The sequence below is a fragment of the Azotobacter beijerinckii genome (assembly GCF_900110885.1).
In the GTDB taxonomy this organism is placed as follows: Bacteria; Pseudomonadota; Gammaproteobacteria; order Pseudomonadales; family Pseudomonadaceae; genus Azotobacter; species Azotobacter beijerinckii.
The window spans coordinates 1-16077 of sequence record NZ_FOFJ01000007.1; the positions used below are offsets into that span (position 1 = coordinate 1).

Sequence of the window (16077 nt, forward strand, 5' to 3'; positions counted from 1 at the left end):
TCGTGCGAGGGAATACCGTTGGGCAGCGGCAGGAACTCGCGCAGCCAGGCTTCGTTCTCGTGGGCGAAGTCCTCGATGCCGACCCAGTCGTCATAACCGCACAGAGTAGCGCAGAGCGTGATCATGACGATGTCCTGCAGGGCGTGCAGCTTGTTGCGGGTTTCGCGCCGTGGGTCGACGAGCCTGGCGAAGTAGGGCTGTGGATTGGGCAGCATGATGGGGCTCGGAAAAGTCTTGTCCGTTACCGCTAATCCTCGTCCAACGCAAGAGCGATGTAGCGCGATTGCCCTGAGTGCAGGCCGCCCCTCAAAAAAAGAAGAGTGCCGGCCTGGCCACAACGATGCTGGGCGCGACAGCCGCGCCACCCTCGTCGAGCGGCCGGTAGTCCCGGCTCCAGGCCTGTCCGCCGACGGTGTAGATGGCCGGGAAGAGGCCACGCTGCACCTCGTACTCGGCAAAACGCAGCGGAGCCGCCCAACGCTCCCCCCCGCTGGCTCCCTGCTCGTCTCGGCCGAGATTCGGCCAATCCGGCTGCCCTCCTGGAAACATCCCCACGGACGGCTGACTCCCGGCAACGGCCTGCGCGGACAGACCGAACGCCAGCACGGCGACGGCACACATGATCGGTTTCATGAACGGCTCCCTGCATGAACTTGGACGGCAGCATGCGCAGGCCAGATGACTGCAGAGTGACAGTCTTATCCAGAGAAATATCGGCAAAATAGTGGCATTTCGCCCGAAACGACCATGCCTGCTCAACTCAGGATTGGCCTCGGCGGCGATCCGTCCGAAGTCGGTGCCGCTCCCCCGGACCTGCTGCAGACTCTGCATCCAGATTCGAGAAGGAGCGTCCATCGAAGACGCGGATGCGCTTACAAGGCCGCCTGGAAGCACAGCCAGTTCGACTCTGCATTCCCCGATAGCGCCTGCGCCATTTGAAGACAACCGAGATCGGCTGACCGCCGATTTCCCAGGTCGGCGCTCCACCTGCCGGACGACAGGAACTGGCAGCTTTTCGAGTTGACACGGTTCACTTTCGCGTATAATTTTTCGAAAACGAAAAAGCCGCAAGGCTCGATAACAACTACAAAAACGAAGGAAGGCTCCATGAACGGCATGCGCTCTCCCACACTCCCAGGCCAATGCCTGGCCGAATTTCTCGGAACGGCCCTGCTCGTCTTCTTCGGCACCGGTTGCGTCGCCGCCCTGGTGGTCGGCGGCGCGAGCCTTGGCCTGTGGGAGATCAGCCTGATCTGGGGCCTCGCTGTCAGCCTGGCGATCTACGTCAGCGCCGGCGTCTCCGGCGCCCACCTCAATCCGGCGGTGAGCATCGCGCTGTGCCTGTTCGCCGGCTTCGAGCGCCGCAAGTTGCCCGCCTACATCCTCGCCCAACTGGCGGGCGCCTTCTGTGCCGCGGCGCTGGTCTACGGGCTGTATTCGAACTTGTTTTTCGCTTACGAACAAAGCCACCAGATCGTGCGCGGCAGCCAGGCCAGTCTCGCGCTGGCCTCGGTGTTCTCCACCTATCCCAATCCCCTGCTTTCGGTCGGCCAGGCCTTCGCCGTGGAGACGGTGATCACCGCTATCCTGATGGCTGTCGTCATGGCTCTGACCGACGACTGCAACGGGCTGCCGCGCGGCCCTCTCGCGCCGCTACTGATCGGCCTGCTGGTGGCGGTCATCGGCGGCTCGATGGGGCCCCTGACCGGTTTTGCCATGAATCCGGCCCGCGATCTCGGATCCAAGCTGATGACCTTTCTTGCCGGCTGGGGCGATATCGCCCTGACCGGCGGGCGCGAGGTACCCTATTTCCTGGTCCCCCTGACCGCACCGCTGCTCGGCGCCTGCCTGGGGGCCGCCGCCTACCGTGGGCTGATCGCCCGTCACCTGCCCGGCCGCACCGAACAGGAAGAAGCCACCCCACCGGCCGGCAAGGCCCGCGCCTGATTATCCCGCTCTCCAGAAGGCCACCGTCATGACCCAGACCAACAACAAGCAGTACATCGTCGCCCTGGACCAAGGCACCACCAGTTCGCGGGCCGTCGTGCTCGACCGCGATGCCAACGTCGTCAGCGTGGCGCAACACGAGTTCACCCAGATCTACCCGCAGTCGGGCTGGGTCGAGCACGACCCCATGGAAATCTGGGCCACGCAGAGCGCCACCCTGGTGGAGGCGCTGGCCCAGGCCGGGATCGAGCAGTGGCAGGTGGCCGCCATCGGCATCACCAACCAGCGCGAGACCACGGTGGTCTGGGACAAGCAGAGCGGCCGGCCGATCCACAACGCCATCGTCTGGCAGTGCCGGCGCAGCGCCGCGATCTGCGAGGAACTCAAGCGCGACGGCCTGGAGGAATATGTCCGGGAGCGCACCGGTCTGGTCATCGACCCGTATTTCTCCGCCACCAAGATCAAGTGGCTCCTCGACCACGTCGAGGGCAGCCGCGAGCGGGCGCGGCGCGGCGAGCTGCTGTTCGGCACCATCGACTCCTGGCTGGTCTGGAAGATGACCCAGGGCCGGGTGCACGTCACCGACTACACCAATGCCGCACGCACCATGCTCTTCGACATCCATGCGCTGGACTGGGATGCCCGCCTGCTCGAGGTCCTCGACATCCCGCGCGAAATGCTGCCGCAGGTGCGCTCCTCTTCCGAGGTCTACGGCCACGCCTTTCTCGCCGGCGGCAACGAGGACGACGGCATCCCGATCGCCGGCATCGCCGGGGACCAGCAGGCCGCGCTGTTCGGCCACAGGTGCGTGGAGGCGGGTCAGGGCAAGAACACCTACGGCACCGGCTGCTTCCTGTTGATGAACACCGGCGCCAGGGCCGTGCAGTCGGCCCACGGGCTGCTCACCACCATCGCCTGCGGCCCGCGCGGGGAAATCGCCTATGCGCTGGAAGGGGCGATCTTCAACGCCGGCTCCACGGTGCAATGGCTGCGCGACGAACTCAAGCTGATCGACGACTCGTTCGATTCCGAATATTTCGCCACCAAGGTCAAGGACAGCAACGGCGTCTACCTGGTGCCGGCCTTCACCGGCCTGGGTGCGCCCTACTGGGACCCCTATGCGCGCGGCGCGGTGTTCGGCCTGACCCGCGGGGTGAAGGCCGACCACCTGATCCGCGCCGCGCTCGAATCCATCGCCTACCAGACCTGCGACGTACTCGACGCCATGCAGCAGGATGCCGGCGAGCGCCTCAAGGCGCTGCGCGTGGACGGCGGCGCGGTGCGCAACAACTTCCTCATGCAGTTCCAGGCCGACCTGCTCGGCACGCCGGTCGAGCGCCCGGCGGTGAAGGAAGTCACCGCGCTCGGCGCCGCCTACCTGGCGGGCCTGGCCACCGGCTTCTGGAGCGGCCTCGACGAGCTGCGCGACAAGGCGCGGATCGAGCGGGTGTTCGAGCCGGCCTGCTCCGACGAGAAGCGCCGGGTGCTGAATGCCGGCTGGAAGAAGGCGGTGGCGCGCACCCGGCGCTGGACCGAGGACGACTGAGCGCCGGGCGGAACCTTCGTGCCCAGTCAGGCGGGATGCCCGGGCGGCGGCGGTTGGCCCGGGGGCTCGCTGGAGTATACTTCGGGCGCCACCAAGGAACGCCGCATGAGCCTAGCGCCCCGCCAACAGAACATCCTCGACCTGGTCCGCGAACGCGGCTACGTCAGCATCGAAGAACTGGCCCACTCCTTCGCCGTCACGCCGCAAACCATTCGCCGCGACATCAACCAGCTCGCCGAACAGGGGCTGCTGCGCCGCTATCACGGCGGCGCCGCCTACGACTCCAGCGTGGAGAACACCGCCTACGCCATGCGTACCGGCCAGATGCACGACGAGAAGCGGCGCATTGCCGAGGCCGTCGCCGCCGCCGTGCCGGACCACGCCTCGCTGTTCATCAACATCGGCACCACCACCGAGGCGATCGCCCGCGCCCTGCTCGGCCATCAGGCGCTGAAGGTGATCACCAACGACCTCCATGTGGCCGGCATCCTCGGCGCCAAGGAGGATTTCGAGGTACTGGTCGCCGGCGGCAAAGTGCGCAACGACGGCGGCATCGTCGGCCAGGCCACGGTCGACTTCATCCAGCAGTTCAAGGTCGATTACGCCCTGGTCGGCATCAGCGGCATCGACGAGGACGGCAGCCTGCTGGACTTCGACTTCCGCGAGGTGCGGGTCTCCCGGGCCATCCTCGACAACGCGCGCCAGGTGTTCCTCGCCGCCGACTCGAGCAAGTTCGGGCGCAACGCCATGGTCCGCCTCGGCTCCATCGCCCAGGTCGACCGCGTCTTCACCGATGCCCAGCCGGCCCCCCGGCTGGTCCAGTTGCTGGCCGAGCACAAGGTCAAGCTGGAAGTCGTTTGACGGCACCAGAGCGCTCGCGGGGTTACGGCCTGCGGCCTAACCCACCCCACGACTGAGCCGTTCGGCGGCCGTCGTCCCACCGCCCCTTCGCTCCCGCACTCCGCCCCTCTCCTGCCCGCACCCTCCGCGGGCTCCCCGTCCCGCCCTTTCGCACCGTCTTCCGACTGCCACAATAAAGTTCGAAAACATTCACGGACAGGGGTGGCAACGTTCGTTTTATTGCCATACTATTTTCTAAATCGAACATTCGTTTTCGTTTCAGCAAAGGTAACCCGCATGAGCCCTTCCAATTCCTCCAATCCCGAGCGCTACGATGTCGCCGTGATCGGCGGCGGTATCAATGGCGCGGGCATCGCCGCCGACGCTGCCGGCCGCGGTCTTTCGGTGTTTCTCTGCGAGCAGGACGATCTTGCCCGGCACACCTCCTCCGCCAGCAGCAAGCTGATCCATGGCGGCCTGCGCTATCTCGAACATCACGAATTCCGTCTGGTCCGCGAGGCGCTCGCCGAACGCGAAGTGCTGCTGGCCAAGGCCCCGCACATCGTCAAGCCGCTGCGCTTCGTGCTGCCGCACCGTCCGCATCTGCGTCCAGCCTGGATGATCCGCGCCGGCCTGTTCCTCTACGATCACCTGGGCAAGCGCAAGAAGCTGCCAGGCTCGCGCGGCCTACGCTTCGGTGCTCGCAGCCCGCTCAAGGCGGAGATCCGCCGCGGCTTCGAATACTCCGACTGCTGGGTCGACGACGCCCGCCTGGTGGTGCTCAACGCGATGGCTGCCCGCGAGCACGGCGCCCAGGTGCAGACCCGCACCCGCTGCATCGCCGCCAGCCGCCACCAGGACCACTGGCACCTGCAGCTGGAGCGCGCCGACGGTAGCAGCTTCTCGATCCGCGCCAGGGCGCTGGTGAACGCGGCCGGTCCCTGGGTGGCCCGTTTCATCGAAAGCGGCCTGCAGCAGAAGGCGCCCTACGGCATCCGCCTAATCCAGGGCAGCCACCTGATCGTGCCGCGGCTCTACGAGGGCGAGCATGCCTACATCCTGCAGAACGAGGACCGGCGCATCGTCTTCGCCATCCCCTACCTGGAGCGCTTCACCCTGATCGGTACCACCGACCGCGAATACCAGGGCGATCCGGCGCAGGTGCGGATCAGCGCGGAGGAAACCGACTACCTGCTCGCAGTGGTCAACCGCCACTTCAAGCACCAGCTGAGCCGGGCCAGCATCCTGCACAGCTATTCCGGCGTGCGGCCGCTGTGCAACGACGAATCCACCGATCCCTCGGCGGTGACCCGCGACTACACCCTGGCGCTGTCGGCCAGCCCGGGCGAGCCACCGCTGCTGTCGGTGTTCGGCGGCAAGCTCACCACCTACCGCAAGCTGGCCGAGGCGGCCCTGGAGCGGCTGGCGCCCTTCTTCCCGCAGATGGGCCCATGCTGGACCGCCGCGGCGCCGCTGCCGGGCGGCGAAGAGATGAGCGACAGCCACACTCTGGCCGAGCAGTTGCGCCAGCGCCACGCCTGGCTCGCCCCGAAACTCGCCCGGCGCTGGGCCGGCAGCTACGGCAGCCGCGCCTGGCGCCTGCTCGAGGGCGTCGAGGAGCCCGCCGATCTCGGCGAACACTTCGGCGCCACCCTGCATGCCCGCGAGGTGGACTACCTGTGCCGGCAGGAATGGGCACGGGAGGCCGAGGACATCCTCTGGCGGCGCAGCAAGCTCGGCCTGTTCCTGAACGAGAAGGAGCAAGCGCGGCTGCGCGCCTACCTGGACGCGGCGACCTGCCAGCCGGAGAGCGGCGCCCTGGCTTCTTCCTGACCCCGCACGGCTACGCCCCCAGGCACAACCCCACGGGCAGGGTAAGCGCGACCATGGTCGCAGTTTATCGGTCTTGCCCGGCTGACTTAGGATCGAGCCGAGGCCACCGCCCGGAGGCCTCGAACAAAACCATGAAATAACAAGAACAAGAGGCGTAAGACATTCATGCGCAAGACCCTGCTGGTAATGCTGTGCACTGCGGGTATCCACCTGACCGCTCAAGCCGGCGAGTTCGGCACCGCCGCGGAAGCCAAGGCCATGCTCGAAAGGGCCGTGGCGGCGGTCAAGACCGACAAGGCCTCCGCCTTGGAGAAGTTCACCAAGGGCGAGGACGGCTTCAAGGATCGCGACCTCTACCCCTATTGCGGTGGCCCGGACGGCACCTTCACCGCGCATCCCACGCTGGTCGGCAAGAGCCTGAAGGATCTCAAGGACAAGGCCGGCAAGGCCTTGGGCGAGGAAATCTACGCCAAGGCCGAAGCGGGCAAGATCGGCGAAGTGGCCTACATGTGGCCGCGACCGGGCACCGATGCGCCGGTCGAGAAGATCACCTTCGTGACCAAGGCCGACGACCAGGTGTGCGCGGTCGGCTACTACAAGTAAGAGCCCGGCCCCGCCGCCGCGCCGGCCTTCGACCGGCAGGACGCCCGACCCGGCGTGCCCGAACCGGCGCCGGCGGCGGATGACCCAACAGCAAAAAGCCCCGCCGGATCACTCCGGCGGGGCTTTTTCATTGCCGCTCACTCAGCGCATCAGACCTTGCTGCTGCGCTCGTAACGCTTGCGGTCGTTCTCGTTGAGCACTTTCTTGCGCAGGCGGATCGACTTCGGCGTCACTTCGACCAGTTCGTCGTCGTCGATGAACTCCAGCGCCTGCTCCAGGGTGAACTTGATCGGCGGGACCAACTGGATGGTCTCGTCCTTGCCGGAAGCGCGCATGTTGTCGAGCTTCTTGCCCTTGGTGGGGTTGATCACCAGGTCGTTGTCGCGGCTATGGATGCCGGCCAGCTGGCCTTCGTAGATCTCCTGGCCCGGCTCGAGGAACAGCTTGCCGCGGTCCTGCAGGGTTTCCAGCGAGTAGGTCAGCGCCTTGCCGGTGGCCATGGAGACCAGCACGCCGTTCTGGCGGTGGGCGACTTCGCCCTGCTTGAGCGGGCCGTAGTGGCTGAAGGTGCTGGTGAGGATGCCGCTGCCCGAGGTCATGGTCAGGAACGAGTTGCGGAAGCCGATCAGGCCGCGCGCCGGCACGGTGTATTCGAGGCGGATGCGGCCCTTGCCGTCCGGCACCATGTTGCTCAGGTCGCCCTTGCGCAGGCCCATCTGCTCCATCACCGGGCCCTGGTGGACTTCCTCGATGTCGATGGTGACGTTCTCGTAGGGCTCCTGCTTCACGCCGTCGACTTCCTTGATGATCACTTCCGGACGGGAGATGGCCAGCTCGAAGCCTTCGCGACGCATGGTTTCGATCAGCACCGAAAGGTGCAGTTCGCCGCGGCCGGAGACCTTGAACTTGTCGGCGCTGTCGCCGTCCTGGACGCGCAGGGCGACGTTGTGCAGCAGCTCCTTCTCCAGGCGCTCCTTGATGTTGCGGCTGGTGACGAACTTGCCTTCGCGGCCGCAGAACGGCGAGTCGTTGACCTGGAAGGTCATGCTCACGGTCGGCTCGTCGACGGACAGCGGCGGCAGGGCTTCGACGGCGGTCGGGTCGCACAGGGTGTCGGAGATGAACAGCTGCTCGAAGCCGCTGATGCAGACGATGTCGCCGGCCTGGGCTTCCGGCACTTCGACGCGCTGCAGACCGTGGTGGCCCATGATCTTGAGGATGCGGCCGTTGCGCTTGGTGCCGGCGGCGTCGATGGAGACCACCGGGGTGTTGGACTTGATCTTGCCGCGGGCGATGCGGCCGATGCCGATCACGCCGAGGAAGCTGTTGTAGTCCAGCTGGGAGATCTGCATCTGGAACGGGCCGTCGACGTCCACCTTGGGCGCCGGCACATGGTCGAGGATCGCCTGGAACAGAGCGTCCATGTTGTCGTCCATCTTCTCGTGGTCCATGCCGGCGATGCCGTTGAGGGCGCTGGCGTAGACGATCGGGAAGTCGAGCTGCTCCTCGGTGGCGCCGAGGTTGTCGAAGAGGTCGAAGATCTGGTCGATGACCCAGTCCGGACGCGCGCCGGGACGGTCGATCTTGTTGACCACGACGATCGGACGCAGGCCGGCCTTGAACGCCTTCTGGGTCACGAAGCGGGTCTGCGGCATCGGGCCGTCCTGGGCGTCGACCACCAGCAGCACGGAGTCGACCATCGACATCACGCGCTCGACCTCGCCGCCGAAGTCGGCGTGCCCGGGGGTGTCGACGATATTGATGTGGTGGCCGTTCCACTCGATGGCGGTGTTCTTCGCCAGGATGGTGATGCCGCGCTCTTTTTCCTGGTCGTTGGAGTCCATCACCCGCTCGCTTTCGGCTTCCTTGCGATCCAGGGTGCCGGAGAGCTTGAGCAGCTTGTCGACGAGGGTGGTCTTGCCATGGTCGACGTGGGCGATGATGGCGATGTTGCGGAGATTTTCGATCACAGGTTCTATCTCTATGAAAGCTTCGAGCTGAAGGCTGGAAGCTGGAAGAAGGAAAGTCGGCCGGGCCGTCCGGCCGCGACGTTGCGGGCCGTTACCGGTCGGGAGGGCGGTGGCGGATGCTGCCACCCAGCAGCCCGGGCTGCTTAGGCCGGACGATAAACGCGCACATTGGCATGCCCCTCACTGAGCAGATGATGAGCATGCAGGCGGCTCATGACACCCTTGTCGCAATACAGCAGGTACTGGCGGTTGGCGTCCAGCTCCTTGAAACGGTTGTTCAGCGCGTAGAAGGGCAGCGCCTGCACCTCGATGCCGGGAAGCGCGAGCGGCGCGTCCTCGGCCGCATCCGGATGGCGGATGTCGAGGACGATCTGCCCGGCCAGAGCCTCGCCGACCTCCTCCACGCGGATCTCCTCGCCGAGTTCGTCGATCACCCGATCGATCGGCACCCGGCGGGCGCGCTCCAGGGCGCGCTCGAGGATCGCCATCTCGAACTGGCGCTCCTCGTGCTCGATGCGCTCGCGCTTGGCGCGGGTGGTCGGGTTCACCGAGATCACCCCGCAGTATTCGGGCATGTGCTTGGCGAACTCGGCGGTACCGATGCGCGTCGCGGTGTCGATGATGTCCTGCTTGTGGCTGGCGATTAGCGGGCGCAGCACCAGCATGTCGGTGGCCGAATCGATCACCGAGAGGTTCGGCAGGGTCTGGCTGGAGACCTGGGAGATCGCCTCGCCGGTGACCAGCGCATCGATATGCAACTCTTCCGCAATTCGCGACGCGGCACGCAGCATCATGCGCTTGAGGACCACGCCCATCTGGCTGTTGTCGACCTTGCCGAGGATCTCGCCGACCACTTCCTCGAAGGGTACGCTGATGAACAGCACGCGGTGCGAGCGGCCGAACTTCTCCCACAGGTAGTGGGCGACTTCCATCACCCCTAGCTCGTGGGCGCGCCCGCCGAGGTTGAAGAAGCAGAAGTGGGTCAGCAGCCCGCGGCGCATCATCTGGAAGGCCGCCACCGTGGAGTCGAAACCGCCGGACATCAGCACCAGGGTCTGCTCGATGGAGCCCAGCGGGTAGCCGCCCAGCCCTTCGTGACGGGCATGCTCGACCAGCAGGCGATCGTAGCGCGCCTCGAAGCGCACCTCGACCTCGGGATGCTTGAGGTCGATGCCGGCGGCACCGCACTCGCGGCGCAGGCGGCTGCCGACGTGCGCGGCCAGTTCGACCGAGGAGAAGTCGTGGGTGTTGCCGGAGCGCTTGCAGCGCACCGCGAACACCTTGCCAGGCAGCTGCGCGCCGAAATGGAGCTTGCACTTCTCGGTGACGTCGTCGAAGTCGCCCAGCGGGTACTCGTGCACCTCGAGGAAGTGGGCGATGCCCGGCGTGCAGCGCAGGCGCTCGAACATCTCGCGGAGCACCTGCGGGTCGGTGATCCGGGTCTGCACTTCGACGTTATCCCATTCGCCCTCGGTCTGCAGCGCCGGATCGAGGTCCCTGAGCACCGTGCGGATGTTCTTGCCGAGCTGGCGGATGAACTGCTTGCGCACCGGCCGGCTCTTGATGGTGATTTCCGCGAAGGGTTTGACGATGAGTTTCATGAAGGCAGCACGGGCCGGACAGGCAAAAAGGGGGCGCGATTATAGCGGATCTTGCTCAAGACTTGATCGCCTATCGGAAGAGCGGCACACGCGCACCGAAATGAAACAAAACACCTGATCCAGGCACATGAACGGAGCGAAACTTTTCGCCAGAATATCCGCCGCCGGCATGGCAGGCCTGCCGGAGAGCCTTTCCGTCCCCGCGGGACGGTGGCATGAAACTTGCTCCCTTGTGGCGCGGCTTGCCTTGGCGGATCATCGCCGCCCGGTTTTACCCGAATTTCCGAGAGCCTTTTCAGGCTCTCTCCACCTGGAGGACAACATGTCGAAGTCGCTTCAATTGATCAAAGAACATGACGTGAAGTGGATTGATCTGCGCTTCACCGACACCAAAGGCAAGCAGCAGCACGTAACCATGCCGGCGCGTGACGTGGATGACGACTTCTTCGAATACGGCAAGATGTTCGACGGCTCCTCCATCGCCGGCTGGAAAGGCATCGAAGCCTCCGACATGATCCTGATGCCGGACGACAGCACCGCCGTGCTGGACCCGTTCACCGAAGAGCCGACCCTGATCATCGTCTGCGACATCATCGAGCCCTCCACCATGCAGGGCTACGACCGCGATCCGCGCGCCATCGCCCGTCGCGCCGAGGAATACCTGAAGACCACCGGCATCGGCGACACCGCCTTCTTCGGTCCGGAGCCCGAGTTCTTCATCTTCGACGAAGTGAAGTTCAAGTCCGACATCTCCGGCTCGATGTTCAAGATCTTCTCCGAGCAGGCCTCCTGGAACACCGACGCCGACATCGAAAGCGGCAACAAGGGCCACCGTCCGGGCGTCAAGGGCGGCTACTTCCCGGTTCCGCCGGTCGACCACGACCACGAAATCCGCACCGCCATGTGCAACGCCCTGGAAGAGATGGGCCTGAAGGTCGAAGTTCACCACCACGAAGTGGCTACCGCCGGCCAGAACGAGATCGGCGTCAGCTTCAACACCCTGGTGGCCAAGGCCGACGAAGTGCAGACCCTGAAGTACTGCGTGCACAACGTCGCCGACGCCTACGGCAAGACCGTGACCTTCATGCCCAAGCCCCTGTACGGCGATAACGGTTCGGGCATGCACGTGCACGTGTCCATCGCCAAAGATGGCAAGAACACCTTCGCCGGCGAAGGCTATGCCGGCCTGTCCGATACCGCCCTGTACTTCATCGGCGGCGTCATCAAGCACGGCAAGGCGCTGAACGGCTTCACCAACCCGTCGACCAACTCCTACAAGCGTCTGGTCCCGGGCTTCGAAGCCCCGGTGATGCTGGCCTACTCGGCCCGCAACCGTTCCGCCTCCATCCGCATCCCCTACGTCAACAGCCCGAAAGCCCGCCGCATCGAAGCGCGCTTCCCGGACCCGGCGGCCAACCCCTACCTGGCCTTCGCCGCTCTGCTGATGGCCGGCCTGGACGGCATCCAGAACAAGATCCACCCCGGCGACGCCGCCGACAAGAACCTGTACGACCTGCCGCCGGAAGAAGCTGCCAACATCCCACAGGTGTGCGGCAGCCTGAAGGAAGCCCTGGAAGAGCTGGACAAGGGCCGCGCCTTCCTGACCAAGGGCGGCGTTTTCTCCGACGACTTCATCGATGCCTACATCGAGCTGAAGTCCGAGGAAGAAATCAAGGTGCGCACCTTCGTGCACCCGCTGGAATACGACCTGTACTACAGCGTCTAAGCCAGCCGGCACGATCGAAAAGGCCTCCCTCGGGAGGCCTTTTCTTTTCGGTGATCCGGGTAACGCTCCGGCAGGCCCGGCCTTGCCAGCCCGCCGCCAGGGTGCAAGGCTTCGTCCAACGACTTTCGCGGAGCCCTCCCCCATGCGCAGCGCATTGCCCGGCCTGCTTCTGCTACTGGCCCTTCCGGCCGGCGCACAGATCTACAAATACCTCGACGCCAACGGCAACCCGGTCTTCAGCAGCCAGCCCCCCGAGGGCGTGGCCGCGGAAAAGGTCGAACTGCCGGCGCCCAGCATTGTCGCACCGCAACCGCCCAGCCAACCGGAAGCGGCCAAGCCCAAGACCCAGGAGCCGTCCGGCGAGATCCGCTACACCCGCCTCGAACTGACCGGGATTGCCGACGGCGAATCCCTGCGCGCCAACAACGGCAGCTTCAGCGTCGAGGTGACCATCGAACCCAAGCTGCGCCCCGGCCACAGCCTGCGTCTGCTGCTGGACGGCCAGCCCTACGGCCAGCCCGGCCGATCGACGCACCTGGAACTGGTCAACCTCAATCGCGGCGAGCACAGCCTCGAGGTCGAGGTGCTCGCCGACGAGCGCTCCCTGCAGAAAAGCGCGCCGCTCCTCTTCACCCTCCAGCGCGTCCACGTGGGCCGATGACCGCCATACGCCTCCTGCCATTCTGCCTGGCCCTGCTCGCCGGCTCCGCGCCGGCGGAGATCTACAGCTACGTCGACGCCCAGGGCAACCGGGTCTTCACCGACCAGCCCCAGGACGGCGCACCGACGCTGCGCCTGAAGCCGACCAACCGCATGCCTGCCGCGCCCGCTCCGCCGCCAGCCGTGGAGAAGCCCGCCCCCCGAGCGCGGAAGCCCGGCTACCGCTGGCTGCGCATTCTCGAACCGGAGCCGGACGTCACCCTGCACGACACGGCGGATGCGCTGACGGTGACGGCCGCCAGCGAGCCCGCTCTGTATCCCGGCCACCGCTATCGGCTGCTGCTCGACGGCGCGGCGACCGGGCCGGGCGGGGGGCAGCCGGTCTTCTCCCTGAACGACTTGGAGCGCGGCACCCACCAGTTGGTCGTGGAAATCCTCGATGCCGACGGCCATCTCCTGGAGCGTAGCGCCGAACAGGCCGTGCATGTGCAGCGCACGTCGCTGACCCAACGGCGCCTGGTCAACCCCTGCCAGACCGCCGATTACGGCGTACGCCCGGAATGCCCGCTGGAGGACAAGCCAGCCCAGAGGCGGGATATCCCTTACGTGCCCTTCCTGTGAAGATCGCCCCGTTTTAGGGCGACCACCGAAATGCTCCTCTATACTGTCCCCATATTGGTTCATCCCCTGTCCACGGGGACGCGCCAAAAGCCGGCACGGAACACCCTACCGCGCCCTTTCTGAACACCCTGGTTCATTTCTTGCATTTGCCGACCCGACGCCGGAGCCCTGGTAGACCAGCCAATGCCTGACAACGACAGCCTGCACCGACTGCTGCTGGACAACCTGACCACCGCCACCATCCTGCTCGACGGCGAGCTGCGCCTCGAGTACATGAACCCCGCGGCAGAAATGCTGCTGGCGGTCAGCGGCCAGCGCAGTCACGGACAATTCATCAGCGAACTCTTCACCGAGTCCCCCGAAGCCCTGATCTCCCTGCGCCAGGCCGTGGCCGAGGCGCATCCCTTCACCAAGCGCGAGGCCCAGCTGACCTCGCTGACCGGCAAGACCCAGACGGTGGACTACGCGGTGACGCCGGTCATCAATCGCGGCCAGACGCTGCTGCTGCTGGAGGTCTATCCGCGCGATCGGCTGCTGCGGATCACCAAGGAGGAGGCCCAGCTGTCCAAGCAGGAAACCACCAAGCTGCTGGTGCGCGGCCTCGCCCACGAGATCAAGAACCCGCTCGGCGGCATCCGCGGCGCAGCCCAGCTGCTCGCCCGCGAACTGCCGGACGAGGCGCTGCAGGACTACACCAACGTCATCATCGAAGAGGCCGACCGCCTGCGCAATCTGGTCGACCGCATGCTCGGCTCGAACAAGCTGCCGTCCCTGGCGATGACCAACATCCACGAGGTGCTGGAGCGGGTCTGCAGCCTGGTGGTGGCGGAAAGCGAGGGGCGCATCGTGCTGGTGCGCGACTACGACCCGAGCATCCCGGAACTGCTGATCGACCGCGAGCAGATGATCCAGGCGGTGCTCAACATCGTGCGCAACGCCATGCAGGCCCTGGCCGGCCAGAGCGACCTGCGCCTCGGCCGCATCCTCCTGCGCACTCGCACCCTGCGCCAGTTCACCATCGGCCACGTCCGCCATCGCCTGGTCTGCCAGGTGGAAATCGTCGACAACGGCCCCGGCATCCCCGCCGACCTTCAGGAAACCATGTTCTATCCCATGGTCAGCGGTCGCCCGGACGGCACCGGACTTGGCCTGGCCATCACCCAGAACATCATCAGCCAGCACCAGGGCCTGATCGAGTGCGACAGCCACCCCGGCCACACCCGCTTCTCGATCTACCTGCCGCTGGATCTAGGAGCCTCACCCACATGAGCCGAAGCGAAACCGTCTGGATCGTCGACGACGACCGCTCCATCCGTTGGGTCCTGGAAAAGGCCCTGCAGCAGGAAGGCATGACCACCCAGAGCTTCGACAGCGCGGACGGCGTGCTCAACCGCCTGTCCCGCCAGCAGCCGGACGTGATCATCTCCGACATCCGCATGCCCGGCGCCAGCGGCCTCGACCTGCTGGCGCAGATCCGCGAGCACTACCCGCGCCTGCCGGTGATCATCATGACCGCGCACTCCGACCTGGACAGCGCGGTGGCCTCCTACCAGGGCGGCGCCTTCGAGTACCTGCCCAAGCCGTTCGACGTCGACGAGGCCGTGTCGCTGATCAAGCGCGCCAACCTGCACGCCCAGGAGCAGCAGGGGTTCGAAGAGCCGGCCATCCAGGCCAGCACCCCGGAAATCATCGGCGAGGCGCCGGCGATGCAGGAGGTGTTCCGCGCCATCGGCCGCCTCTCCCACTCCCACATCACCGTGCTGATCAACGGCGAGTCCGGTACCGGCAAGGAGCTGGTCGCCCACGCACTACACCGCCACAGCCCGCGCGCCAAGGCGCCGTTCATCGCGCTGAACATGGCGGCGATCCCGAAGGATTTGATGGAGTCCGAGCTGTTCGGCCACGAGAAGGGCGCCTTCACCGGCGCCGCCAGCCTGCGCCGCGGCCGCTTCGAGCAGGCCGACGGCGGCACCCTGTTCCTCGACGAGATCGGCGACATGCCGGCCGACACCCAGACCCGCCTGCTGCGCGTGCTGGCCGACGGCGAGTTCTACCGGGTCGGCGGCCACACGCCGGTCAAGGTCGACGTGCGGATCATCGCCGCCACCCACCAGAACCTGGAAAACCTGGTGCAGGCCGGCAAGTTCCGCGAGGACCTGTTCCACCGCCTGAACGTCATCCGCATCCACATCCCGCGCCTCTCCGACCGCCGCGCCGACATTCCCGCGCTGACCCGCCACTTCCTCCACCGCGCCGCCCTGGAGCTGGCGGTCGAGCCCAAGACGCTCAAGCCGGAAACCGAGGACTACCTGAGCCACCTGCCCTGGCCCGGCAACGTGCGCCAGCTGGAAAACACCTGCCGCTGGATCACCGTGATGGCCTCCGGCCGCGAGGTGCACGTCGACGACCTGCCGCCGGAGCTGCTCAGCCATGCCCAGGAGAGCGCGCCGGCCAACAACTGGGAACAGGCCCTGCGCCTGTGGACCGACCAGGCGCTGGCCCGCGGCCAGTCGAACCTGCTGGACATCGCCGTGCCGGCCTTCGAGCGGGTGATGATCGAGAGCGTGCTCAAGCACACCGCCGGACGCCGCCGCGACGCCGCCCTGCTGCTCGGCTGGGGACGCAACACCCTGACGCGCAAGATCAAGGAACTCGGGATGAACGTCGGCAGCCACGACGAGGACGACGGCGACGAGGGCTGAGCCTTCCGCGTCCCGACCCGGCCCGCCC

The 16077-nt window shown here is 66.1% G+C and carries 14 protein-coding genes; 10 read left to right on the plus strand and 4 right to left on the minus strand.

The annotated features are described in order from the left end of the window. Both BMY22_RS05240 and BMY22_RS05245 read right to left on the minus strand, forming a co-directional pair. A partial coding sequence (locus tag BMY22_RS05240; protein WP_143068459.1) for a transposase family protein occupies positions 1-215 on the minus strand: 215 nt, incomplete at its 3' end. 91 nt (positions 216-306) lie between these two features. Then, a complete protein-coding gene (locus BMY22_RS05245) occupies positions 307-633 on the minus strand; it encodes a hypothetical protein (RefSeq protein ID WP_090620124.1) in 327 nt (108 codons plus the stop codon). Positions 634-1107: 474 nt separating this feature from the next. Here BMY22_RS05245 and BMY22_RS05255 point away from each other — a divergent pair, with 474 nt between their 5' ends. The 5 genes from BMY22_RS05255 to BMY22_RS05275 all read left to right on the plus strand — a co-directional run bounded on the left by BMY22_RS05255 (position 1108) and on the right by BMY22_RS05275 (position 6769). Next, on the plus strand, positions 1108-1947 hold the full coding sequence (locus tag BMY22_RS05255; RefSeq protein WP_090620127.1) for an MIP/aquaporin family protein: 840 nt from the start codon (positions 1108-1110) through the stop codon (positions 1945-1947). Between the two features lie 28 nt (positions 1948-1975). Beyond that, complete coding sequence (gene glpK, locus BMY22_RS05260; RefSeq protein WP_090620129.1) at positions 1976-3493, plus strand: glycerol kinase GlpK; 1518 nt, start codon at positions 1976-1978, stop codon at positions 3491-3493. A gap of 105 nt (positions 3494-3598) precedes the next feature. After that, positions 3599-4354 (plus strand): DeoR/GlpR family transcriptional regulator, encoded by a 756-nt coding sequence (locus BMY22_RS05265; protein WP_090620131.1) that lies wholly within the window; start codon positions 3599-3601, stop codon positions 4352-4354. A 276-nt stretch (positions 4355-4630) separates the two neighbouring features. After that, positions 4631-6166 carry a glycerol-3-phosphate dehydrogenase gene (gene glpD, locus BMY22_RS05270; protein ID WP_090620132.1) on the plus strand — a complete coding sequence of 512 codons (1536 nt, stop codon included), beginning with the start codon at positions 4631-4633 and terminating at the stop codon, positions 6164-6166. Positions 6167-6331: 165 nt separating this feature from the next. Beyond that, positions 6332-6769 carry a cache domain-containing protein gene (locus BMY22_RS05275; RefSeq protein ID WP_090620134.1) on the plus strand — a complete coding sequence of 146 codons (438 nt, stop codon included), beginning with the start codon at positions 6332-6334 and terminating at the stop codon, positions 6767-6769. A gap of 149 nt (positions 6770-6918) precedes the next feature. Here the strand turns inward: BMY22_RS05275 and typA are convergent, their stop codons facing one another. Next, a complete protein-coding gene (typA, locus tag BMY22_RS05280; protein WP_090620136.1) occupies positions 6919-8739 on the minus strand; it encodes a translational GTPase TypA in 1821 nt (606 codons plus the stop codon). Positions 8740-8882: 143 nt separating this feature from the next. Continuing rightward, the gene (gene thiI, locus BMY22_RS05285) at positions 8883-10340 is read right to left on the minus strand and encodes a tRNA uracil 4-sulfurtransferase ThiI (RefSeq protein WP_090620137.1); all 1458 of its coding nucleotides are present in this window, start codon (positions 10338-10340) and stop codon (positions 8883-8885) included. A 322-nt stretch (positions 10341-10662) separates the two neighbouring features. Between thiI and glnA the strand changes: the two genes are divergently transcribed. The 5 genes from glnA to ntrC all read left to right on the plus strand — a co-directional run bounded on the left by glnA (position 10663) and on the right by ntrC (position 16049). Beyond that, entirely contained in the window at positions 10663-12066 is a 1404-nt protein-coding gene (gene glnA / locus BMY22_RS05290; protein WP_090620139.1) for a glutamate--ammonia ligase, read from the plus strand. Positions 12067-12208: 142 nt separating this feature from the next. Next, positions 12209-12727, plus strand: a complete 519-nt coding sequence (locus BMY22_RS05295; RefSeq protein WP_090620141.1) for a DUF4124 domain-containing protein — start codon at positions 12209-12211, stop codon at positions 12725-12727. Continuing rightward, the gene (locus BMY22_RS05300) at positions 12724-13347 is read left to right on the plus strand and encodes a DUF4124 domain-containing protein (protein ID WP_208599232.1); all 624 of its coding nucleotides are present in this window, start codon (positions 12724-12726) and stop codon (positions 13345-13347) included. The genes BMY22_RS05295 and BMY22_RS05300 overlap by 4 nt, the downstream gene beginning before the upstream one ends. Before the next feature lie 183 nt (positions 13348-13530). Further along, positions 13531-14616: a nitrogen regulation protein NR(II) gene (glnL, locus tag BMY22_RS05305; protein ID WP_090620142.1), complete on the plus strand. Its 1086-nt coding sequence runs from the start codon at positions 13531-13533 to the stop codon at positions 14614-14616. Continuing rightward, positions 14613-16049, plus strand: coding sequence for a nitrogen regulation protein NR(I) (ntrC, locus tag BMY22_RS05310; protein ID WP_090620144.1), 1437 nt, complete (start codon positions 14613-14615; stop codon positions 16047-16049). Before glnL ends, ntrC begins: the two co-directional genes overlap by 4 nt. Positions 16050-16077 lie beyond the last annotated feature (28 nt).